The sequence below is a fragment of the Lederbergia sp. NSJ-179 genome, from assembly GCF_022867885.1.
Classification (GTDB): Bacteria; Bacillota; Bacilli; order Bacillales; family Bacillaceae_C; genus Lederbergia.
In genome coordinates this window covers 35908-59697 of sequence record NZ_JALIFP010000011.1, presented here as the reverse complement: position 1 = coordinate 59697, position 23790 = coordinate 35908, and the positions used below count along the sequence as shown (strand labels likewise).

The window sequence follows — 23790 nt, the reverse complement described above, 5'->3', positions numbered from 1 at the left end:
TAATGGGACAGCAGACGGTTCAAACGGAAATCGGCCGACCAATTCGGAACTCTAAGAAGATTAAACCAAGTCATATTCTCATTCATGTTTTTCTGGTCGTCTTGGCTATCATTTGTATCGTCCCTTTCTATATTATGATTATTTATGGGACACATACAAATGCAGATATTGCGTCAAAGTTTATCTTCCTTCCTGGACAAGCGTTAATCGAAAATTACCAATCTATGAATGAGAATATCAATATTTGGCGTGGTTTTTTGAACAGTTTAATTATATCTACCTGTTCAACAGCGCTTACACTGTATTTTGGGGCTTTAAATGCATACGGCTTTGCTAAATATAAATTTAAAGGGAATAAAGTATTATTCTGGTTTGTGTTAGCCACGATGATGGTTCCACAACAACTAGGACTTGTTGGGACTTTCCGGATAATGTATATCTTAAATTTATTAGATACCTATGCCGCTCTGATTTTACCAGCGGCAGCCAATGCGTTCGCCGTTTTCTTTGTCAAACAATTTATTGATGGGACAATCCCTGATGAAATTATGGAATCAGCGAGGGTAGATGGTGCCGGGGAATTTAAAACGTTTAATCGAATTATTCTCCCTATGCTTTTACCTGCCTTAGCAGCTCTAGGCATTTTTGCTTTTATTGGCTCTTGGAATAATTTTATCGGCCCTTTAGTTTTACTATTCTCTAATGATAAATACCCACTACCTTTGTTAGTTCAACTACTTCAAGGTTATTATGGTACAAATTACGGTGTTCAGTATTTGGGTGTCGCTTTATCCGTTCTACCGATTATTATTGTTTTCGCGCTTTTTTCCAAGCGAATTATTGGTAGTGTTGCGATTGGTGCAGTGAAGGGATGATCTAAAGAAAATAGGGAACTTGACAAACAAAACAGATATCAAGTTCCCCTTAAAGAAAGAGTGATCTGTTCATGCAATTAAATGGACCCATGAAGGTGGTCTACCAAGCTGGGGAATGGTTGATAAAACTTGTCTATGCCAATTTACTATGGTTGATTTTCATCATAGTAGGATTAGGTATTTTTGGGCTTATGCCAGCGACGGTCGGATTATTTACACTTTTACGCCAATGGATTATGGGAAATGAAACAGAATCAGCCTTCAAAATCTATTGGAACAGTTTTCGACAAGAATTTATAAAATCAAATCTATTTGGCCTTATATTTCTGGCGATAGGCTATATTTTAAGGATAGATGTCATTTTTTTTAAGACATCTTCTCATATCTTATTTCAAATTCTTCTTGTGATGATGTTTTGTTTAAGTTTTTTATATTTGATTACCTTATTGAACTTTTTCCCTGTTTATGTACATTTTAAAATTTCCTTTTTTGAGTATTTTAAATATGCTTTATTGATTGGCATCTCACAGCTTTCATCTACGATCATGATGATGATTGGCTGTGTGGTAATAATTTGTTTGTACTGGTATTTTTCAGGTCTCATTCCATTACTATGTATGAGTTTATTTAGCCTGAATCTTATGTGGTTTGGTTTTCGATCGTTTAAGAAAATTGAATATGAACAGCAGACACAATAATGATAGAACTTGTTTAGTATAGGGGCAAAGAAACAAACCGCTTGTTATAAGATTTCCTCTTTAACCAAGCGGTTTTATATATTTCGTATTACAAAGTTTTTTTATAAATGAAATAATCAAAATCAGCATGTTTATTTTGACCTGAAGTATCTTGACAACGCATTCCAACAAACGCGCCTGTAAAGAATCCTCCGCTTTGGATATAATCATCAGATAGTTTGTACGAAGGAAATACTATAGGAATCGTATTCCAGTTCTCACCATCAAAAGAGTAAGAATACTCATAAGTAGTTGTCTTGACATTGACTCGTAGGTACACATAATCAACATGGTCAGGTATGGTGATTTCTTCGCCTTTAAGTGGTTGATCAAATGTAAAGTTGTCACAGGTCATCAGTTCAAGAATTCTACCTTTGTCTTCATGCCAAGAAATTTGGAGGGAAGTCCAATTTTGCGTATTATAATAATTGACAAGTCCTGCTGATTGTTGGAAAGATTTTGGTTTAAAAGCAACTTTTGTTTCAGCTACAAAATTGAAATGTTGCCAACGTCTTGCTACAAAAGCTTGGGTGAATTTTGATATTAAAGACTCTTTTCCATATAGCCGCAAGTGTCCAGGATTGTCTTTTAATGAAACAACATCCTCCCCTAATGGGATACGCAATGTTTGAAAATGTAAATTCAGTGTATCCGCATTAAAATCATCTTTTTCCTCGTAATCTTTTTCGAATTTTACTTCTTCAATATTAGGACCTTCGATTTCAAGAGATGGTTGATTACCACCGACTACATAGGGCCAATCATCTTTCCACTCCAATCTTTGAATGGCTGTTTCTCTCCCAAGTGGACAATACCCTCGAGGATCTAATAAGGGTTGATTCTCTTTAGGTAATGGGCGTCCGACTAAATGGGCTAAAAACCACTCATCCGTATGTGTTTTAACAATAGAGGCGTGTCCAGCCTTTTGCAGCGGGTTTCTAGGTCTTGAAAAGGAAGAAATTAAAGGATTTTCAGGATGGACTTCATATGGTCCACTTAGATTTTTTGAACGAGCGATTGTGGCTTGATGATCGTATTTCGTACCACCTTCTGCAGTTAATAAATAGTAATAACCATTCCATTTATAAAGATGGGGAGCTTCTGTTAATTTTACATCTGTCCCCTTAAAAATAATCTCTGTTTTACCAACAAGTTTTTCCTCAGCAGCACTATATTCTTGTAAGACAATCCCATAAAAATTATGATTGCCAACACGGTGGTCCCAAAGCATATTGACCAAATATTTTTTCCTGTCTTCATCATGGAATAAAGAAGGATCAAAGCCCGAACTATTTAAGTAAATTGGTTCAGACCATTCACCATCAATTGTGTCACAAGTAACAAGGTAATTATGAGAATCTTTCCATTGACCTTCTGTTACCTTTACATCGGTATAAATAAGCCAAAACTTATCATCACTATAGGACAACTGAGGTGCCCAAATTCCGCCAGAATCGGGGTTACCCATCATATTTAATTGACTTAAACGATTTAATGGTCTTGAAACTAGACGCCAGTTTTTCAAATCCTTTGAATGGTAAATCCCAACTCCAGGAAACCATTCAAAAGTTGATACAGCAATATAATAGTCTTCTCCTACCCTACAAATACTTGGATCTGGATTGAATCCTGTTAATATCGGATTATGTATGATCGTCAATTTTTCCACTCCTTGATTGAATTTTCGATTTCTACTATCATATTACCATACTAGATAATGCGCTTTCAAGTATGGTAATATAGTAATATAATGCGATTCTTTTTCTATTCATGATGTTGTTCTTCACCCATTAAATCAACAAAGAGAGGCCGTATACTGTAGGTAAGAAGACTATATAAACTTTTAAAAGAACTAGTAAAGAATTAGTGTAGTTTCTTGAAATACAGAATACCGCCTTAATGATAAAATGCGGTATACTATTTCTGTAGATGAGTCAACTTACGGTTGTATAATTCCAAATATGTCGCTGATTCCATTCGTGGAAAATGCGAGTATACATGAAATTGAACCATTGAAAAGCAATGAAAAATTGGTATAAAGATTCTGAGAGTTGATGAAAAATTGGCTTGTACAATCATCGATAGCGGCATAGGAATGGAAGAATACGAGAAAGCGACGAAACATGCCAAGCAATATAGGCGAAAAATTCAAGAAATAAGGGGGACGGGTGTATGAAGAAAGTTGTCACATTTGGGGAAATCCTATTGCGTCTCTCCACTAAAGTAGGAGAAAGAATTCAGCAATCCAGTCAACTAATGATGCATTATGGTGGAGCAGAGGCTAATGTGAGTGTGTCTTTAGCTAATTTTGGGCTAGATGTCTTTTTTGTTAGTAAGGTTCCTAATAATCCATTGGGACAAGGCGTGGAAAGACATTTAAAAGCGAATGGCGTACATACAGATTATTTAATAAAAGAGGGAGAACGGTTAGGCGCCTATTATATAGAAGCTGGAGTGGGCGGAAGAAGTACACAGGTAACGTATGATCGAAAACATTCTAGCTTTTCGCAAATGAAGCTTGATGATGTGGATTTCGAAGCCATTTTTGATGGAGCCTCTCTTTTTCATGTAACCGGAATAACGCCTGCATTATCTCCAAATATGAAGGAATTAACAGCCTATTCACTAAAAAAGGCCAAGGAAAAGGGCGTACTCACTAGCTTTGATTTCAATTATCGCTCTAAATTGTGGTCCCAGAAAGAAGCCGGAGCCACATTAAAGCAATTTCTTCCCTATATGGATATTTGTTCTTGTGGGGAATTGGATGCTCTTTATCTACTCGGAATTCCTAAGGCAAAAGAAGGGATGAATCAAACAGAAAAGCTTCATTATTATTATGAAAACATTCGGACCCAATATCCGAATATAAAGTCTATCTATTCTACCTTTCGAGAAGTAATTTCTGCGTCTACAAATACGCTGCAAGGAAATTTTTATGTAGACGGGAAGCTCTATCAGTCAAAAGTCTTTCACATCGATCATATTGTCGATCGAGTAGGTGGGGGAGATGCATACGCTGCAGGAATTTTATATGGAATTTTAACAGGCATGAATCCAGAAGAAACCGTTACGTTTGGAACAGCCGCTTCCGCCTTAAAGCATACGATTCATGGGGATGTTAATACTTTTTCGAAAGATGAAATCAGCGCATTCGCCGAGCAAGAGTCTGGGAAAATTGTGCGTTGAAATGATTTCTTTGTTTAAGTAACTTGCGATTTTCGTACAGTGGAAAAAAACGGCTATGAAACATCTTTGGAAATAAAAAAATAAAGAACTCAATTCCCAAATTTATAAACAAATCTCCTCGAGGTAAATCTTGTGGAGATTTTTTCATTAGTTTCCAAACCGAAGCTTGGTGTGATTGCAATTTATCAAGATAAATTCCTGATGATCATATGCGGAAACCAGCTTTATGCAAAAATAAATCAATAAAATAAAAAATGTACTATCCTCATTTTACCCAAAATTAAAAAAGTAATATTGCAGGAAATTCACTCATTCTGTACGTTAATACATACATCAAGGATGAGGGGAAGACGTCTCGTTCCATCTTTGAATCAGAATGAAAGGAGTGAAAGAGGGAAATGGATAGCAAAATACATGGTCAAAAAGCAAATAATGAAAGCGTGTACAGCATCCAAGAAAGCTTTCAATTAAAAATGCAGAAGTTTGGGAGACAGGTGATCAGAGATCGATATCTTTATCTGCTTGCCTTGCCTGGTTTAATTTATTTTTTAATGTTTAAATATTTACCAATGTGGGGAATTACGATTGCGTTTAAGGATTTTTCTCCTTTCTTAGGTTACTTAGAAAGTCCTTGGGTAGGTTGGCAACATTTTGAAAGGCTTTTTTCAAATTCCGATTTTTGGATGATCTTACGAAATACATTAGCGATCAGTTTTTTAAATTTAGTTTTTTTCTTTCCCCTTCCTATTGTGCTTTCTCTTTTATTGAATGAGCTTAGAAATCAAGGATATAAACGGATTGTTCAATCCATCGTTTATCTTCCTCACTTTTTATCTTGGGTCATCATTGCAAGTTTATCATTTATGCTTTTATCCAAATCAGGAGGCGTTATTAATCTCTTAATGCAACAAATCGGTTTTGATAAATTCGATTTTTTAACAAATCCCAATACTTTTTGGTTTCTATTAACAGGTCAATCTATTTGGAAAGAAACTGGTTGGGGAACCATTATATTTTTGGCGGCGATTGCAGGTGTTAATACGGATTTATATGAAGCTGCAAGAATGGATGGAGCGAACCGTTTTAGGCAAATCTGGCATGTTACCTTACCAGCCATACGTAATGTGATTGTTATTTTATTGATTTTGCGACTCGGAGATGTGATGGAAGTCGGCTTTGAACAAATCTTTCTAATGTATAATGGGGCTGTTTCACAAGTTGCTGAAGTATTTGATACGTATGTTTATCGAGTGGGGATTCAACAGGGGCAATTCAGTTACAGTACAGCCGTGGGATTGTTTAAATCATTTGTTGGCTTAGTTTTAGTGGTGATTGCTAATCGAATGTCTAAGAGATTTGGAGAAGAAGGAATTTACTAGAGAAAGGAGTGGAGATTTATGAAAGGTAGCTTAGGCGATAAAATTTTTAATACGTTTAATATTATGATTTTAGGGATCGTTGCGATTGTCACGTTTTTTCCCATTTATTATGTGTTTGTCGTTTCCTTTACAGAACCGAGTGAGTATCTGCAGAAAAACCTAGTTCTGTTACCAGAACATTGGTCGCTCGCTTCTTATAAATATCTTCTTTCGGCTGATGCTTTTATTCAATCCCTTGGTGTAAGTACCTTTTTAACGGTTGTTGGTACGTTTTGTAGTTTACTCATCACTTCCTCCTTAGCTTACGCTTTGTCAAGAAAGAAATTTAAAGGAAGAAGATTTCTCTTACTATTAATTCTCTTTACCATTTTATTTAGTCCTGGAATTATTCCAAACTACTTACTTATCAAGGAATTAGGACTTCTTAATAGTCTTTGGTCTGTGATTCTCGTATCACTTTCGAATGGTTGGTTTGTCATTTTAATGAAAGGATTCTATGATAGCATCCCAGACACACTTGTCGAAGCAGCTACGATTGATGGATGTAATGATATTACGGCATGGATTAAGATTATTCTTCCCCTCTCGTTGCCATCGATTGCGGCATTTGGTTTGTTTTTCGCTGTTGCTTATTGGAACCAATATTTTAATGCCCTCTTATATTTAAATGATGCAAGTAAATGGCCTATCCAAGTCTTGTTACAAAATATGTTAATTGATGCATCAGGTAGTAGTCTAGGTGATGTGGATCCACTGATTCAGCCACCGCCAACTGAAACATTAAAAATGGCTGCTGTTGTGATTGCGATTGTGCCAATCCTGCTCGTTTATCCATTCTTACAAAAGCATTTTGCTAAGGGGGTGATGATCGGATCGATAAAAGAGTAGACAGTTTTCCAATCTGTTGGTCTCTTATGTCACTTTGATGGTTGTAATCCAAATATTAAAAAAATGGGGGATAAAGATGATAAAGAAAGCATTTCTACTCATTAGTATACTTTTTCTGGTGTTACTTTCGGCATGTAGTGGTGGAGGAGAGAAAACGTCCTCTAAGGGAGAGGGAAACACTAAAAATAATGGTGAAAATGAAAGTAATGAACCAACTCAGGTCCGGATCATGAGCCATTTCTTTCACGCCACACCACCAAGTAAGGATGGCCCAATTGAACAGGAAATTGAAAAAGCGACCAATACAAAATTAGATATTGAATGGGTATCCGCTAATAATTACGAAGATCGTTTTAATGTAACATTGGCTTCAGGGGAACTACCAGACCTAATGTTAGTACCAGATCCGTTTAGTCCTGTATTTAGAAAGGCAGTGGAACAGGGAGCCTTTTGGGATGTATCTCCTTATATTGATGAGTATCCGAATATAAAAAATGGAATTGAAGAAATTGCTTGGGATTTAACAAAAATGGATGGGGCTAATTATGTTATTCCGCGACCAAGACCTACGGAAGGGGAAGGTTTCTTTATTATCCGTCAGGATTGGTTAGAAAACGTAGGAATGAAAGAACCAACGACTTCGGAAGAATTGTATGAAGTCATGAAGGCATTTACGGAACAAGATCCTGATCAAAATGGAAAGGATGATACCTTTGGATTTGTCGGAGATATAAACGATGAAGATATGGGTGGCATGGGGAACTTTGAAGGAATTTTTACAGGTGTGAATGGGGAATGGAAGGATGATAATGGGGAATTGGTTCACACAGTCTTTCTTCCGGAGACTCGGGATGCCCTTGAATATTTAGCTAACGCCTATAGGGATGGATTGATCGCAGAAGACTTTGCTTCCTTACAAAATAGTCAGACGAAAGATATATTTAAAGCAGGAGATGCTGGTATTATTAGTGAAAAAGCAGGAGCCTTACAAGATTATTATGATCAAATTGTGAAAATCAAACCTGACTTTGAATTCAGTGATTTACTCCCAATCACCAATATAAATGGCTATAATCCCCAAGGAACGGGATTTGCAGGAGCCAATGCGATTCCCAAATCCGTTCCAGAAGATAAAATGAAAAAGATTTTAGCCATGATTAATCGCTGGATGGATGATGATGTCTTTATTTTGCATAAACAAGGGATTGAAGGTATCCATCATACTATTAAAGATGGAGAAGTTGTGATTGATACGGATAAAATGACGAAAGATGCTGTTGGTGATTATAATCAAATCGTCTATGTCTCTGATCCTTACGCCAGTTCAACGAAGCCTACATTCCCAGAAGATGTTCAGAAATTATATGAAGAGATCCAAGATGAAAGGGCTAAAACAAGTGTTCCAAATATTGGAACAGGACTTTATTCAGAAAAGGGTGTTACCTATTTACCAGAACTTAGGAAAAACATCCAGGATTTAAAAACGAAGATTATTTTAGGGAAAGAGCCCCTTACAGCATGGGATGATTTTGTGGGAAAATTGAAAGATGATGCTGATATGAAGACTTTAACAAAAGAAATTAATGAATCTTATGCAGCTAGATCTAGATAAGGCGAACGTTCAATCAGTGGGTTTCATTGCTCCTGACTAACATGATCTACTACCATCCAATCTTTGGGCACTCTAATGGGATGTACCCAAAGATTTTGTATGAAAACGATGATCCTTCATCAAATCTTGAGAAAGAATTAATTTATAGAGTGTTAGATTAGACAATGTAACAATTTGCCTGTAAGTGCTAATATTGTTAATCACGTCATTAAATTTATCTCAAAAATGATGATCATGTATGGTAAAATAGTTGAAAATGCTTACACTCAGGGGTGGTGTAATTGAATGGACACCTATTTACGAGGTTCTCAAAATTCTATTTTCATTTTAAAGGTCACTATCGAAAAAATTTAATCGCCTTTCTATTAATTACGAGCTTACCGGGAATTCTTTTGGGTGTTGTTTTATTTCTTGTCAGTAAATCGCAGATGGAAAAGGAGTTGCAAACGGTTCATCAGAATCATTTGTATAAAACGATTGGTTCGATTAAAGAACAGTTTTCTTATGTGGAATTTCTCCTTGCTAATTGGGCGGCTGACGTCAGTTTCAGTGAGGATTACGAGCATATTGATGTGACATATGATTATGAAAAAGTACGTCAAATATATAAGACGCTGCTTTATATAGAAAATTCAAATCCTTTTATTGGGCATGTAGAATTATTTATAAATAAACCGCATCCGATCATTTTCTCCAAAGGTGGTTTTCGGTTTATAGATGATGGGGACCAAAGGAATTCTTACCAGAAATTTTTAAACAATGACAAAAGTCTATTTTGGAGTTCGACTCTTACGAGTGTGGAACCAGGATACGAGGATCGGTATGCATCACTTGGTTTAATCCATAATTTATCCAATATGTCTTTATCCTCCTATGGGTCTGTACTTGTTTATTTGAATAAAGAGAAGCTTGCTGAGTTACTTAAATCGCCATATGAAGATGGATCAGTTTTTTTAATAGGGAATCAAAATCAGTGGTTTTTTGCCAATCAACGACAAAAGAAACCAACCAAGCTGCAGAAAGAAATTTTTAATGAAATAAAGAGGCGAACTCAAAATATTGAACCTTTTGTATTCAAATGGGACAAAATGGAGTACACCGTTACCTATGATTCTTTTTCACGACTTGGGGATAAATGGTATTATGTTTCGATTGCTCCCTTAACAACGATTACAGCTCCAGTTGTCTTTATATCAAAATTATTCATTATTCTTTGCTTAATTTTGCTTATAACTGCGATTATTCTTTCCTTATTTGCCTCTAAGAAGCTATACGCACCTATTGAAACCTTACTTAAAAAAGTAAGTGATCGTAAGGAAGAAGCTGGAAACGAATTTGAATTTATCGAATCTCAATGGAATCATCTTTCGACAGAAACGGAAGATTTAAAAAGCCGTTTAGAGAGACAGTTACCTGACTTAAAAGAAGGATTCCTATTACAACTATCCCAAGGATATTTACAATCTTTCAAGGAAAAGGAATTACTGGAACGTATGCAGCATTTCGGTTGGAAAAATGATCAAAGGTATTTGATTCTCTTTGTGCAATTATTTGGATTTTCCAAATTACAGAAAAAGTTTTTGGAGGGAGATGAAGGACTTGTCACTTTTTTAGCTGGGAATGTGGCAAAAGAATTAATGAATAAATCAGGCCTGGCTGCCCATATTATCAATTTCCATGATCTTTCTCTAGGCCTATTTCTTTCCTTTCCAAAAGATCAGCCAAAGGAAGAGATTGAAGCAAAGATTTATCCGCTTAGTAAAACTATGATTACTTCTATCAATGAAATTTGCCTTATGGATGTAGCGATCGGGATCAGTAGAATGACCGATTCCATTAAAGAGATTCATCCTATTTTCGAGGAAACAAAAAATTCATTGAGTTTTCGAAAATGGAACGATCAGAATCAAATCATTGAGATCGAGAAAATGGATCGACTATTTCAACAGCAGGATACATTGGACTTTCCATTTGATTTAGAAAAGGAGATTACACATGCTATACGGCTGCGGAATGAGGAAGAAGCCATTCGGTTATTGAAATCATTCTTTTTGAGGCTATCTGAAGGAAATGTGAGTGCTTCTATGATGAAGCAAAGTGCGCTTCAGCTCTTAGGTAGTATTTATCAAATTGCTTTACAAGCTAGTTTAATGGACGAAAATCTTGTGAATAAAAGCGTTCATTTATACAAGCAATTATGTGAATTAAAGGATCCAGATGAAATGTGTCAGTGGTTTGAAAAAAGGGTTGTCCGATCCATCATGAAGGAACTTTCGCAAAAACAAGATCAACGTATGAGACTAGTAGTGGAAAATGTCGTTCATATCATGCAGGAAAATTATATGAATGATATTTCCTTAGATTATTGTGCGGATGAGGTCAACTTACATCCTTCCATTTTAAGCCGTGTTTTCAAGGAGATTTCTGGATGGAATTTCATTGACTTTCTTACAAATATTCGACTCATGAAGGCAAAGGAGCTCCTCATTGAGACAGATACAAAGATCAATCAAATTGCAGAAAATATTGGCTATAGGCCTAGCTATTTTAATCGGCTATTTAAAAAGAATGAAGGGATTACTCCAAGTGAATTTAGAAAAGTGAATAGGAAAACGGAAAGATCCATTCCGCATTAGCGGAGGGCGGATCCAGTCCTAAGAAGATAGTGGGAGGTGAAAAAAGTCTTTCGTAGGAAGGTTTTATTTTAAGCAAATTTATTCTTGGGTCATTATAAAACAATGAGGTGATGGCATGCTCAACTTGACGACTTTTCAAAATCCAGATGCCAAATATGGGATTCATCCGTTTTGGTTTTGGAATGGAGAGATGACGGAAGAGGAAATTGAAAAGCAAATTATAGAAATGGCGGAAAAAAGGGTAACGGGTTTTTTCTTATGTGCTAGGCAAGGAATGACGGTTCCTTATTTGTCTGACGAGTGGTTTCAAAAGGTTGAATATGCCATTGAAGTGGCGGCGAAACATAAGGTTGATGTTTGGTTATATGATGAATATCCGTACCCGAGTGGAATGGCTGGAGGGGAAGTAACGCTAGAACATCCGGATGCTAAACAATCCGTTCTTCATCATGCTGTTGAAAAAGTAGTGGGTGGGAAGAAAGCGCAAGTGGAACTACCTTGGGGGAAAGTGCTATTTGCAAAAGCTGTGCCGGTAGAGCCGCAAACAGAAGAGTTAGTATGGGATGATGCAATCGATGTGAAAGAATGTATCGGGAATATTCAGGTGGAACCTGTTTATCAAAAAACGGGTCTTACCGCTTATAATCAAAAGCGATTTTTTACCTATAGGCCGAAGAAGATGTTGGATTGGGCAGTACCTGATGGAGAGTGGGAAATTCATTGCTTTCTTGAAGGGGAAATCAACGACTTCAAATATTATGGGACCTTTGTGGATCCATGTCATACTGAGGCAATGACGACTTTTATCCAACTGACCCATGAACGCTATGCACAGAAACTACAAAAGTACTTAGGAAAAACGATAAAAGGAATGTTTACGGATGAGATACATTTATTAGGACGTTACCCCTGGTCTCCAAGACTCGTTTCTTTTATCCAAGAGAAGTATGGCTATGATATTCGCGAATATTTGCATCTGCTCCTTTATCAGGATGGAGATTTAGCTCCAAAGATTCGTTATCATTATTTTCAAGCCAATCACCTTCTCTTTAGGGAAGCTTACCATAGGCAAGTTCATGATTGGTGTGAACAGTATGGTTTGGAGTATGTGGCAGAGGTTCCGTCTGTTAGAATGGCAGCACAGCTTTATAGCCATGTGCCTGGTGGGGATAGTGCCCATGAAAAACTGGGACGATCACTTGATTGGATTTTAAATCGCTATTTTCATAGCTTCCGAGCCAACCCTAAAATGATCAGTTCATTGAGTCAGCAGCTTGGCAGAGAACGGGCATTGATTGAAAGTTTTCATAGTGTCGGTTGGTCCATGACTTTACAGGATGCGAAATGGATGATTGATCGTTTGGCAGCATTTGGTATCAACTTTTTCAATTTCCATGCCTTCTTTTATACATTGGATGCCATGGTCAAACATGATGCGCCACCATCTCAATTCTTGCAAAATCCATACTGGCAACATTACCGCCTATTAGGCGATTATACAGCCAGAATGAGTTATATTATGAGTGAAGGAACACCTGTTCGTTCGATTGCCGTGCTTGATCCGACAACAAGTTTGTGGACCCAGATGGGAAATCCATTTTCTTCTTTTGCCTATACAGGAAAAGATCTGGCGGAAAAAGAGAAACTGGAACAGTTAAAGCGACATTGGGCAGATCTTTGTATCCAGTTAACGACTCATTATAAAGATTATGACCATCTTGATCCAGAAATATTAAGTAGAGCCAAGATTTTGGATGGGAAGATGTCGATTGGAAAAGCGACTTATACTGTCCTAATATTGCCGCCATTAACCAATTTGGAAGCGGATGCTTGGCAGAAAATCAAGCAGTTTATTGAAGAAGGTGGAACCGTTATTGCCAATGGCCTCCTCCCTTGTGAAGTAATTGAAGAGAATGAAGGGATGTTAGCAGAGATTAGGAATGTCTTTGGTTTGTCAGCCCAGTCTTCTATCGATTTTTGGGAGGGGGAGGAGAAGGATTTACTCAACTTTTATACCAAAGGAAGTAAAAATGCCTATTTTATCCCTTGCACGGCCAATCAATCTTTACAAGAAAGAAAACAGGCATTATTTAACCTATTAGAGCAGCACTTGCCCGAAGAGATTGTTTTTCAAGTGGATGATGATGCAAAATCCTTTTTGCTCCAACAACGTCGCTTTGATGATGGATTGGAAGCTATTTTTATAAGCAATCAAGAAGGGAATACGCACAAGACAGAACTTTTCGTCAAACAAGAAAATATCACCTTTTCCCAATTACACCTAGAAACGGGTTTGGAAGAACCTTTGCATGCTACATGGGTTGGGGATCGTTGGAAGGTGGATTTGGAATTTGCTCCTTATCAATCCCATCTCATTCAAATTAGAGAGAATAAGAATGAAGAAATGGATATTCCTTTCACAGAAAGTGATCGAATGAATTGGGAAATTAACGCCTCTGATGGTTGGGACATGTCTCCTTTACAGGAAAATATGCTGAAGTTGTCAGAATTTGCCCTTCATTTACCTGCTAATGAGGAGAAAGACGAAGCTACTTGCATCGTTCAGGCAAAAACATTTATTGATCAGTGCGAAGACTTGGCGGAAAAGCAATTGCTTCCTGTTCACTTTACGCAAACATTTGGAACGCCAATGAAGGTGAAGATGGCTTATCCTATCGATGTTTGCTATCGGACTACTTTTGATATAAGGGAAATCCCGAGCGGTTGCTCATTGGTGATGGATTGTCATGCTGTTCAAGGAAATCTTGATATTTTCCTGAATGGTTCACGTGTGAATCGAAGCGATTTTCAGCAAAAGTTTGTATATGACCATAATAATCTAGCCTGCGATGTTCTTTCGTTGATCCAACAGGGGCACAATATTTTAGAAGTAAAAGGAAAGGTTCATCATGATTGGGAAGGGGTTGTCGATCCTCTTTATCTAATGGGAGACTTTGGTGTTCACTTTACGAATGATCTTCGTCCAATTATAACAAATATACCAAATCGTGTTCCATCTCTAATTGGCCCATACGAAGGACTTCCTTTTTATGCAGGAACGATTTCATTTCAAAGAAAAGTTCATCTTCAAAGCTTGCCTGAAGCGGCAAATTTCACTTTGCAGTTTCACGAGTTTGAGCACTTTCATGAATGTGCAGAGCTGCTTGTAAATGGACACTCACTTGGTGTCAAGGCATGGTCTCCGTATCAATGGGAGGGGAAAACAAGCATTCTTGCGGAAGGGGAGAATAACGTCGAAGTGAAAGTGACCAATACACTAATTGGCCTGTTAGAAGGAAAATATTTTGATGATCAAACACATACGCTAAAAGATGTACGCTTGAAAAAAGAAGAGGGACTTGGTAAGGGGAGTGAATCGAATGAGCAAACGCAAAAATAAGAGGCCGAATGTTGTTGTGTTTTTCACGGATCAGCAACGTTGGGATACGACGGGAGTACATGGAAATCCATTAGATTTAACGCCCAATTTCGATCGAATGGCCCAAGAAGGTACACATCTATATAACACTTTTACATGCCAACCTGTTTGTGGACCAGCCCGTTCCGCTTTTCAATCCGGCCGCTATCCTACGCAAACAGGATGCTATCATAATGGGGTTCCATTACCTTCTGAGACAAAAACGTTGGCCCAACAATTCAGGGATGGCGGCTATCAGACGGGCTATATCGGCAAGTGGCATCTCGCTGCTGAAGAACCAGTGAGCGAAGAACGAAGGGGTGGGTATGAATATTGGTTAGCGGCCAATGCTTTGGAGCATACGTCTGAAGCCTATCAGACAACCCTTTTTAATAATGATTGTGAACCAGTAGAATTGCCGGGCTATCGGGTCGATGCGCTGACAGATGCCGCTATACGCTATATTGATCAATATCAGGATGATCCTTTTTTCCTTTTTATCTCTTATCTTGAACCCCATCATCAAAATCGGATCGATGATTATCCAGCACCTGATGGGTATCGTGACAGATATACATCAAAATGGACGCCACCAGATCTTGCTGCTCTTGGTGGTACAGCTCATCAACATTTAGGTGGTTATTATGGAATGGTCAAACGACTAGATGAAGCACTTGGAAGACTAATGGATGCCTTGAAGAGTCTTGGTATATATGACGATACGATTCTATTATATACTTCTGACCATGGCTGCCATTTTAAGACAAGAAATAAAGAGTACAAGCGTTCATGCCACGAGAGCTCGATTCGAATTCCAACTGCGATCACAGGCCCTGGGTTCAGGCAAGGGGGGCAAAAGAAAGAACTGGTAAGTTTAATCGATTTTCCCCCCACATTAATTGATGCAGCCGGGCTGGAGGTTCCCGAAGAAATGGTGGGGCATTCGATTCTGCCTATCATCCACGGACATGATGAGGACTGGCAAGAGGAAGTGTTTATCCAAATTAGTGAGGCACAAGTCGGAAGAGCAATTAGGACGAAAAAATGGAAATACAGTGTATCCGATCCAACCAAAGATCCTGTCTATGATTCAAAATCAGAGCATTATGTGGAAGAATTTCTCTATGACCTAGAGGCAGACCCTTATGAGTTAACAAATTTAATTGGTCTAAAATCGCATCAGGAAGTGACCAATAAATTAAGGGAGCGCTTATTACGAAGAATTGCAGAGGTGGAAAATGATCGACCAATGATTGAACAAGCACCAATAAAAGGAAGCGGTCAACGGAAAGTGACAGAGGAAGAAGTGCTATTGTAAGCATTTGGCAAAATCCGTCCCGAAAAATAGTATTTTGAATCATTGCCGGATTATGTGGGTGAATAGGGAATCGCTGATTTTTTATAGAAAGAGATAATAGTAATTGGAGGGATTTTATGCGGAAAGAACGTTTTGAACACGGAGATCAAGTTGTGTTGCGGAGAATATTTAATGATGAAATCTGCAGAGTTACTGCCGCGACTGTCGTAAAGGATGATCCTGACTTAATTAGCTTATATTGGGGACCGGGTTATCCTCTTAAGGTGACTAAGAACCCACTGATCGCTGAATCTCAGGAACCCCTTTGTGATACAACATGGGGGGATATGCATCTGTTAATGTTAGCAACACCGGGAGATGCATACGGGATTTATGCCATGCATAATAAAGAAGATTACAAACTAGAGTGTTGGTATATCAATCTACAGGAACCACTTAGACGAACTGCTATTGGCTTCGATACGATGGATTACTTACTGGATATCAACGTCAGTCCAGATCGTTCTGAATGGTCCTGGAAGGATGAGGAAGATTTTAATAAGGCAGTTCAATCCAACAAAATTTCTAAGGAACAGGCACAGGCTATTCGATTAGAAGGAGAACGGGCCATTAAAAAAATGCAAACAGGTTCAGAATCATTTTTCGATATGTGGGAAAAATGGACGCCACCAACAGAATGGGAAATTCCTGCATTGCCCTTGAACTGGGATGAAATTTATGAATAATGGATAAAACAAGAGAGTCAGAAAAATCTGGAGGTTTTAGGCAGGAAATTTAATGCTTTTCAAGAATAAAGATGTAATGGTTATTTATATGATGTTGGAATTTCGGAGGTTATGATGAAAATGGAATCAGCACTTCCATTTTCAATCTTCAAACCTAATCATAATCCAACAAATGAGGTGGAAAAATGAAAGCACTAGTAATAGAAAAGCCGGGTCAAGCAGTCATAAGGGATGTCCCTTATCCGAAACCAGGACGTGGGGAAGTAACGATTCAAGTCAAGCAGGTTGGTATTTGTGGAACAGATGTACATATTTATAAAGGGGAATTTTTATCCCCTTATCCAATTATACCGGGTCACGAGTTCTCAGGGATTATTCATGAGATTGGGGAGGATGTACCTGAATTTTCGGTTGGGGATCGTGTGGCTGCAGATCCTTCTCTATTTTGTGGAAAATGTTCCTATTGTCTAACAAACAGAGGCAATCATTGTGAAAATTGGGGAGCTTTGGGGAATACAGTGAATGGAAGTATGGCAGAGTATGTAAAGGTTCCTTATGAAAATCTTGTCAGGATGCCAGATGATATGTCTTATGAAGAGGGGGCCTTTATCGAGCCGCTTGCCTGTGTGGTGTATGCCATGTATCGCTTGCAGATGAAGGTGGGCGATCAAGTATTACTATTTGGTGCAGGAGCAATGGGTCAGCAGCTTATTCAATCAATGAAAGCAGCCGGAGCGTCTACGCTTGCCGTGATTGATCTTTCGGAAGAAAAATTAAGGCTGGCAAAGGAATGGGGAGCGACACATACTTTTACAAATGACGAACTTGATCAGGTTCGCCATTTACAACCTAGAGGCTTTGATATTGTGGTTGATGCCACAGGTATTCCTACTGTGATTGAAGAGGCTATCACTTTTACCGGGCCTGTTGGCAAGTATCTTCAATTCGGAGTGACACCGGCAGATGCCTCGATTAAAATGAACCCATTTGACCTTTACCATAAGGACTGGACATTACTTGGGACAATGGCGATTAATCATACCTTTATCCCAGCCTTTAACTGGTTGAAAGAAAAAAGAATTCAAGTCCAGCCTTTAATTTCTAAAACTATTTCCTTAGAAGACACGGTTTCGTTCTTGGAAGGTCCACGGGATCCAGATTTATTAAAGGTACAGATTAAATTGTAAAGTAAAAATCGGCATGGGCATCGGACAATGTGGATTTTCCAAGAATTAAATGAAAATGTGAAAAATAGGTATAGGCTATATTGGAATTGATTCAGAGATTTCTGGAAATACTTTCTAAAATTTTTTACATAGGATTTATAACCCAAAGAAGGTCACCTTATAAGTTTGACGTCCATGCCGATTAAGATTATGATTTAATTACAACAACTCTTGCAATTTTGGAAATTTTATTCACAATATAATGTAAGCGTTCTTACATAAAGTGCTTTTTGACAATACGGAATTTGGAAGAGGGGGGACAGAATGGAATCACTGGTGACAATTGAAGGGGTGAGTAAGTCTTTTGGGAGTGGGAATAAAAAGGTGGATTTATTGGACGATATTGATCTTTCGATTGCTCCTAATCAATTAATTGCACTTCGTGGGAGATCAGGGTCAGGCAAGACCACCTTATTGAATTTGATCGGAGCCTTAGATCAGCCGACTGCTGGGGATATATACATAGAAGGTCAACCGATTGGAAATTACAATGAAAAACAACGCTCCAACCTTCGCCAATCAAAAATGGGGTTTGTTTTTCAATCTTATGGTTTAGTACCCTTTATGACGGTAGAGGAAAATATTGAATTTGGTTTACGAATTGCTGGGGTTTCTAGGGGAGTATGGAAAGCGAAAATAAAAGAGGCGCTTGAGTTAGTTGGTTTATCAAAAAGAGGAAAGCATTATCCCTATGAACTTTCAGGAGGGGAGCAACAAAGGGTGGGCATTGCCAGGGTGATTGCTGTCAGGCCGATGTTGATTTTGGCTGATGAGCCGACAGCAGAATTGGATAGTAAGACGGGAATTCGGATGATTCATATTTTTCAAGAATTAGTTAAAAATCGGACAACCACGATTATTATGACTTCACATGACCCGGTGATTTTAGAAATGATCGAACATGTTTATGCATTGGAGGATAAGAAAATTGTCTATAAAAAGAATGAAATCATTGTCTAAAAATAGACGTGTGCTAGGGAGTATTGGAGTGGTCACTCTAATCTTTACAGTATTAAGTGGTTGTACTTTTTTACCGAAGGAAGAGCCTGTCCTTGCTCCACCGCTAACAGAACCGGCACAGTTGGATTATAAAACGGTTGAAGTGAAGAAAGGGGAAATTATTAAGAGTGTCAAAGGGGTAGGAACGTTAGTACCCAAAAATAATGTTGACTTGTATTATTCGAAGGATGGGGGGCGTTTGAAAGAGCTTAAAGTGAGTAAAGGGGACACCGTTGAAAAGGGGCAAGTATTAGCGGAATTGGAAACAGGAGATCTTGCTTATGAGGCGGAGCAGGCTAGATTAGATTTGCGCAAGGCGGAGATTCGCTTGCAGCAACTTAGGGCGGAGCAAGAAACCAATACATATGAGATTGAGATTGCCAAATTAGAGGTTCAAAGCATGAATAATCGCTCGGCGCAGTTGAATAACAAGCTGGCAGAGGCGAGGATTGTTTCGCCGCTCAATGGGGTGGTCACCTTTGTTGATGAACTTCATCAAGGGGAAGTCGTGACAGCCTATCAATCTATTTTTCAAGTGGCTGAAATTACTGAGCTCCAGTTGCAATATCAAGCGGTCAATGCCGTTGATTTGAGTGATGTCGAGCTTGGTATGGAAGCTGTCATAGCGATAGAAGATAAAAAATTGAAGGGTGAGGTTGTGCAAACACCTAAAACGGTTCCCTTAGATATATCACAAAAGGATCCGGACTTTTATGGGAAAACGATCGTAGTGGATATTAAGAAACTACCGGAAGACGTGAAGGTGGGGGATATGATTGATTTTGAAGTGATCACAGCAAAGAAGGATAATACGCTGATTCTTCCAATAAATGGTCTACGTTCGATTGCAGGACGAAATTATGTGCAACTGATTGCCGATAATACGAAGCGAGAGGTTGATATTGAAGTCGGCATTAAATCCTCTACTGAAGTAGAAGTTTTAAAAGGGCTTGAGGAAGGCGATCAAGTGATCGTGAAGTAGGGGGGAATAAACGATTACCATTTTAAAATTAATTTTACGAAAAATGCTGAACAACCGCTGGTTAACGGGAAGCTTATTCCTCGGACTGGTCATTACGGTTTCGCTCGTTGCTAGTATTCCGATTTATACTTCTGGTGTGATGCAAAAATTGCTGGTCAAAGAATTAGAAGACCATCAAGTAAAAACGGGTGAGTTTCCGGGGACCTTTACATTTATGGATTCTTTTGCTTCTTCTACGGTGAAAAAGCCGGCAGAATCATTTTTACAAGCGGAAAAGATGAAAAAAGAAGTGACGGAACAGGTTGGACTCCCTATTCTGGCGGAAAGTACGATGCTGAATACGATTGCCTTAAAAACGATGTATGAAGAAGAGGCAAGACAAGAAGAGGAAAAAGAGCCAAGAGATGCAAAATTAGTGATGATAACAGGGATTGAAGATCAGATTACACTTGTGGATGGGACGTTCCCGCAGGCAGAGCCGGTTGATGGCGTAGTCGAAGTACTTGTAACGGAAGAGGCATTAATGAAAAGGAATATGGTGCTTGGTACGAAATTTATTGTCCACACAAAAGATCATGAATTAGAGTATGTCGTCAAGCCTGTCGGTGCTTTTCAGCCGAAAGCAGAAGATAGTCCTTTTTGGTCGCTTATTCCCGCTAATTTAAGCCAAGATTTTATCGTTCCGGAAGCATGGTTTCGCAATGAAATCTTGCAAAATCAGGAAGATTCATTGTGGTTTGGGCGGTTTATGACGGCCTTTGATTATTATCAAATCACTGATTTGGATTTTCCGGCCCTAATCGGTTTGCCTGGAAAAATTAAGGGGAAAATGAGCCAGTTCATGAAAACGGATGTAAGTTTTGATTTTCCAATCCATAGTATATTGAAGACCTACGAACAAAAGGGAAAACAAATGACAACGATGCTTTGGTCACTCAATGTTCCTGTTTTAATGATGCTTGCGATTTATTTATATATGATTTCTCAATTAATTATTGAACGCCAACTAAATGAAATTTCCGTTTTCTTTAGCAGGGGCGCAAGTCGATTGCAAATAGTGTCCATCTATTTTATCGAAGCAGCGATTTTAGGAATCCTTGCTTTGGCGCTCGGGCCGATCATCGGTTTGCAGATTTGTAAAATATTAGGAGCCTCGAATGGCTTTTTGGAATTTGTGCAAAGAAAGACTTTGCCTGTTGAACTCTCTCAAGAATCCTATCTTTATGCCTTACTGACTGTGATCGTTTCTTTGATGATGGTGATGATCCCTGTGTTTCGTGCTTCAGGCAAAAGTATTGTGAGTCATAAGCAAAAGAAGGCTCGAAATATTGGGAAAATACATTGGTATCTCGTGATATTTGAAATCGCTCTACTTGCCGCTTCCATTTATCAACTGATCACTTTCAATAAAAGGCAGAAGGAATTACTCTCCTTTAATATTGAAAGTGCAGATTTAATGATTGATCCTATTTTATTCTTTTTACCCGCGGTATTTATTATTGGCTGTGGTTTAGTTGCTTTAAGAGTATACCCTTGGGTGATAAAAGCTGTTTTCAAAATAGGAGAACGATTTTGGCCGTTGTCGTTGTACAGCACCTTTCTTCAAGTCAGCCGTGCCTCAAAACAATATAAATTTTTGATGATGTTTTTAGTGATGACGATTGGAATGGGGGTATTTAGTGCAAGCGCGGCACGGACGATTAACACGAATTTAGAGGATCAGCTTCTTTATCAACATGGTGCCGAGATACGGATGAAGGTGAAATGGCAGGATAATTTACCTCCACCAGCCCCAATCGGATATAATTCGCCTGAGGCCGAGGAAAGTGAAGAGAAAGCTAAAGCTGCCGCGGAGACGGAAGAAGTCATTTATACTGAGCCGCCTTTCGAACCGATTGCGAATTTAGAGGGAGTCGCCGCAACCGCTAAGGTATTTCAAAAAAATGAACTGACGGTGACAGTGGGTGATAAAAGTATTGATTACGGGCAATTGATGGCGATCGAGACGAAAGATTTTGGGGAAACGGTTTGGTTTAAGGATTCCTTATTGCCCTATCATTGGTATCATTATTTAAACCTAATCGCAAAGGAACCGAGTGCTGTCATAATTTCGAAACAAACTGCGGAGGCCTTAAAAGTGAAAAAAGGCGACTCGATTACATTAAGCTGGTCAGGTTCAGATAGTGGGGAATTTATTGTCTATGAGATTGTCGAGTATTGGCCAACTTTTAATCCATTAGAAAAAATCAATGAAGAGGATGATCAAGATCAAGTGGGAGCGCTTGTTGTCGCAAACTTGCCTTATGTGCAAACAATGCTTGGATTAGAGCCGTATGAAGTGTGGATGAAAGTAAAACCAGAAGCATCTCGGGCTCAAATTTACGAGGATATAAAAGAAGCAAAAATTCCAGTAGTCGCTTTGAGCGATGTTCTTCCTCAAGTAACGGAGCTGAAAAATAGTGCCTTATTACTTGGCGTAAATGGAACAATGACAATGGGATTTTTGATTTCATTATTAATTTCCTTTATCGGTTTTCTCCTTTATTGGATTTTAACGATGAAAGCTCGTACATTACAATACGGTATTTATCGGGCGATGGGTGTGTCAATGCCAAAACTAATCGGGATTTTAGTCTCGGAGCAAATTTTCACATCCGGAATTGCTTGTGTACTAGGAGTGGTTATTGGGGGCATCGCAAGTATGTTATATGTTCCGCTTTTCAAACTATCCTTAAGCATCGATCAGTTAATGCCGCCGTTTGCGGTCATTTCAGATGCAGGGGATGAAGCGAAAATATACCTATTTGCCACGCTTATGCTTCTGGTGGGGGCAGCGATCTTAATCGGATTTTTGCGGAAAATAAAAATTGATCAAGCAGTAAAGCTGGGTGAAGATTAAGATGATAGAATGTCAAAATTTAATGAAAATCTATAAAATTGATGAAGAACATGAGGTCATTGCCTTACAAGGTCTTGATTTGCAAGTAGAGAAAGGCGAAATGATGGGGATTATTGGCAGCAGCGGCAGTGGGAAATCGACATTGCTAAACATGCTCGGGGGTCTTGATCGTCCATCGGCAGGAAAATTAACGGTGGATGGTAAAGATTTATTACGCATATCGGATCGAGAGCTTGTCAAATATAAGCTCGAAACGGTTGGTTTTGTCTGGCAAAATAACGCACGGAATTTAATCCCGTATTTATCGGCCATTGAAAATGTGGAAATGCCGATGTTAATAAAAGGCCGTCATAAACGTTCCCGTGCTCAGGAATTACTGGAAATGGTTGGAATGGGCCATCGCCTTAAGAGTAAATTGGGTTCCCTTTCGGGGGGAGAGCTACAACGCGTAGCCATCGCCATTTCACTTGCGAATCAACCAAGTCTCATTTTAGCTGATGAACCAACAGGCAGTGTAGATGGGGAAACAGCGGATGTGATTTTAGATGTCTTTCATCGCTTAAATCGTGAATTAGGCGTGACGATTGTGATTGTCACTCATGATACCCAGCTCACCAATAAAATGGACAGAGTGGTGGCGATTCGGGATGGGAAAACATCTAGTGAAATCGTTCGCCTTTCCCATTTTCTAAAAGAAGAGCAAGAAGCAGACGAAGATCAACAGGCAGAAACCCATGTTGAATTAGCCGTCTTAGACAGTGCGAGAAGAATCCAAGTTCCAGAAGAATACTTAGAAGCCATTGGCATCACGAACACAAATAAAGTCAGGATGGAAGTGGAAAACGGGAAGATTATGATTAAGAATCCAAGTGAATAAGAAGGGAAAGGAGTCTCATCTACACTTAAAATA

The 23790-nt window shown here is 38.6% G+C and carries 16 protein-coding genes; 15 read left to right on the top strand and 1 reads right to left on the bottom strand.

Translation table 11 applies throughout. The annotated features are described in order from the left end of the window. Nucleotides 1-2 precede the first annotated feature (2 nt). Nucleotides 3-875, top strand: coding sequence for a carbohydrate ABC transporter permease (locus MUB24_RS10445; protein WP_244703782.1), 873 nt, complete (start codon nt 3-5; stop codon nt 873-875). Nucleotides 876-946: 71 nt separating this feature from the next. After that, nucleotides 947-1573, top strand: a complete 627-nt coding sequence (locus MUB24_RS10440; RefSeq protein ID WP_244703781.1) for a YesL family protein — start codon at nt 947-949, stop codon at nt 1571-1573. An 88-nt stretch (nt 1574-1661) separates the two neighbouring features. Here MUB24_RS10440 and MUB24_RS10435 read toward each other — a convergent pair whose 3' ends face one another. Further along, nucleotides 1662-3272, bottom strand: a complete 1611-nt coding sequence (locus MUB24_RS10435; protein WP_244703780.1) for a glycoside hydrolase family 43 protein — start codon at nt 3270-3272, stop codon at nt 1662-1664. Nucleotides 3273-3784: 512 nt separating this feature from the next. Here MUB24_RS10435 and MUB24_RS10430 point away from each other — a divergent pair. From MUB24_RS10430 to MUB24_RS10370, 13 genes are all read left to right on the top strand, one after another. Then, nucleotides 3785-4798 carry a sugar kinase gene (locus MUB24_RS10430; protein WP_244703779.1) on the top strand — a complete coding sequence of 338 codons (1014 nt, stop codon included), beginning with the start codon at nt 3785-3787 and terminating at the stop codon, nt 4796-4798. A gap of 473 nt (nt 4799-5271) precedes the next feature. After that, nucleotides 5272-6177, top strand: a complete 906-nt coding sequence (locus MUB24_RS10425) for an ABC transporter permease (protein WP_244703897.1) — start codon at nt 5272-5274, stop codon at nt 6175-6177. A gap of 18 nt (nt 6178-6195) precedes the next feature. Beyond that, complete coding sequence (locus tag MUB24_RS10420) at nt 6196-7065, top strand: carbohydrate ABC transporter permease (RefSeq protein WP_244703778.1); 870 nt, start codon at nt 6196-6198, stop codon at nt 7063-7065. Between the two features lie 76 nt (nt 7066-7141). Next, the gene (locus MUB24_RS10415) at nt 7142-8677 is read left to right on the top strand and encodes an extracellular solute-binding protein (RefSeq protein ID WP_244703777.1); all 1536 of its coding nucleotides are present in this window, start codon (nt 7142-7144) and stop codon (nt 8675-8677) included. Nucleotides 8678-8958: 281 nt separating this feature from the next. After that, nucleotides 8959-11313 (top strand): helix-turn-helix transcriptional regulator, encoded by a 2355-nt coding sequence (locus MUB24_RS10410; RefSeq protein ID WP_244703775.1) that lies wholly within the window; start codon nt 8959-8961, stop codon nt 11311-11313. Between the two features lie 115 nt (nt 11314-11428). Continuing rightward, nucleotides 11429-14713, top strand: a complete 3285-nt coding sequence (locus tag MUB24_RS10405; protein WP_244703773.1) for a glycosyl hydrolase — start codon at nt 11429-11431, stop codon at nt 14711-14713. After that, nucleotides 14694-16049, top strand: coding sequence for a sulfatase family protein (locus MUB24_RS10400; protein WP_244703771.1), 1356 nt, complete (start codon nt 14694-14696; stop codon nt 16047-16049). The genes MUB24_RS10405 and MUB24_RS10400 overlap by 20 nt, the downstream gene beginning before the upstream one ends. 116 nt (nt 16050-16165) lie before the next feature. After that, nucleotides 16166-16774, top strand: a complete 609-nt coding sequence (locus MUB24_RS10395) for a ribonuclease FAU-1 family protein (RefSeq protein WP_244703769.1) — start codon at nt 16166-16168, stop codon at nt 16772-16774. A 185-nt stretch (nt 16775-16959) separates the two neighbouring features. Then, nucleotides 16960-17961: a zinc-dependent alcohol dehydrogenase family protein gene (locus tag MUB24_RS10390; RefSeq protein WP_244703767.1), complete on the top strand. Its 1002-nt coding sequence runs from the start codon at nt 16960-16962 to the stop codon at nt 17959-17961. A gap of 303 nt (nt 17962-18264) precedes the next feature. Beyond that, the gene (locus MUB24_RS10385; protein ID WP_244703765.1) at nt 18265-18960 is read left to right on the top strand and encodes an ABC transporter ATP-binding protein; all 696 of its coding nucleotides are present in this window, start codon (nt 18265-18267) and stop codon (nt 18958-18960) included. Further along, nucleotides 18929-19981 carry an efflux RND transporter periplasmic adaptor subunit gene (locus MUB24_RS10380; protein WP_244703763.1) on the top strand — a complete coding sequence of 351 codons (1053 nt, stop codon included), beginning with the start codon at nt 18929-18931 and terminating at the stop codon, nt 19979-19981. Before MUB24_RS10385 ends, MUB24_RS10380 begins: the two co-directional genes overlap by 32 nt. 43 nt (nt 19982-20024) lie before the next feature. Further along, nucleotides 20025-22880, top strand: a complete 2856-nt coding sequence (locus MUB24_RS10375; RefSeq protein WP_244703761.1) for an ABC transporter permease — start codon at nt 20025-20027, stop codon at nt 22878-22880. Nucleotide 22881: 1 nt separating this feature from the next. Beyond that, on the top strand, nt 22882-23757 hold the full coding sequence (locus MUB24_RS10370; RefSeq protein ID WP_244703760.1) for an ABC transporter ATP-binding protein: 876 nt from the start codon (nt 22882-22884) through the stop codon (nt 23755-23757). Nucleotides 23758-23790 lie beyond the last annotated feature (33 nt).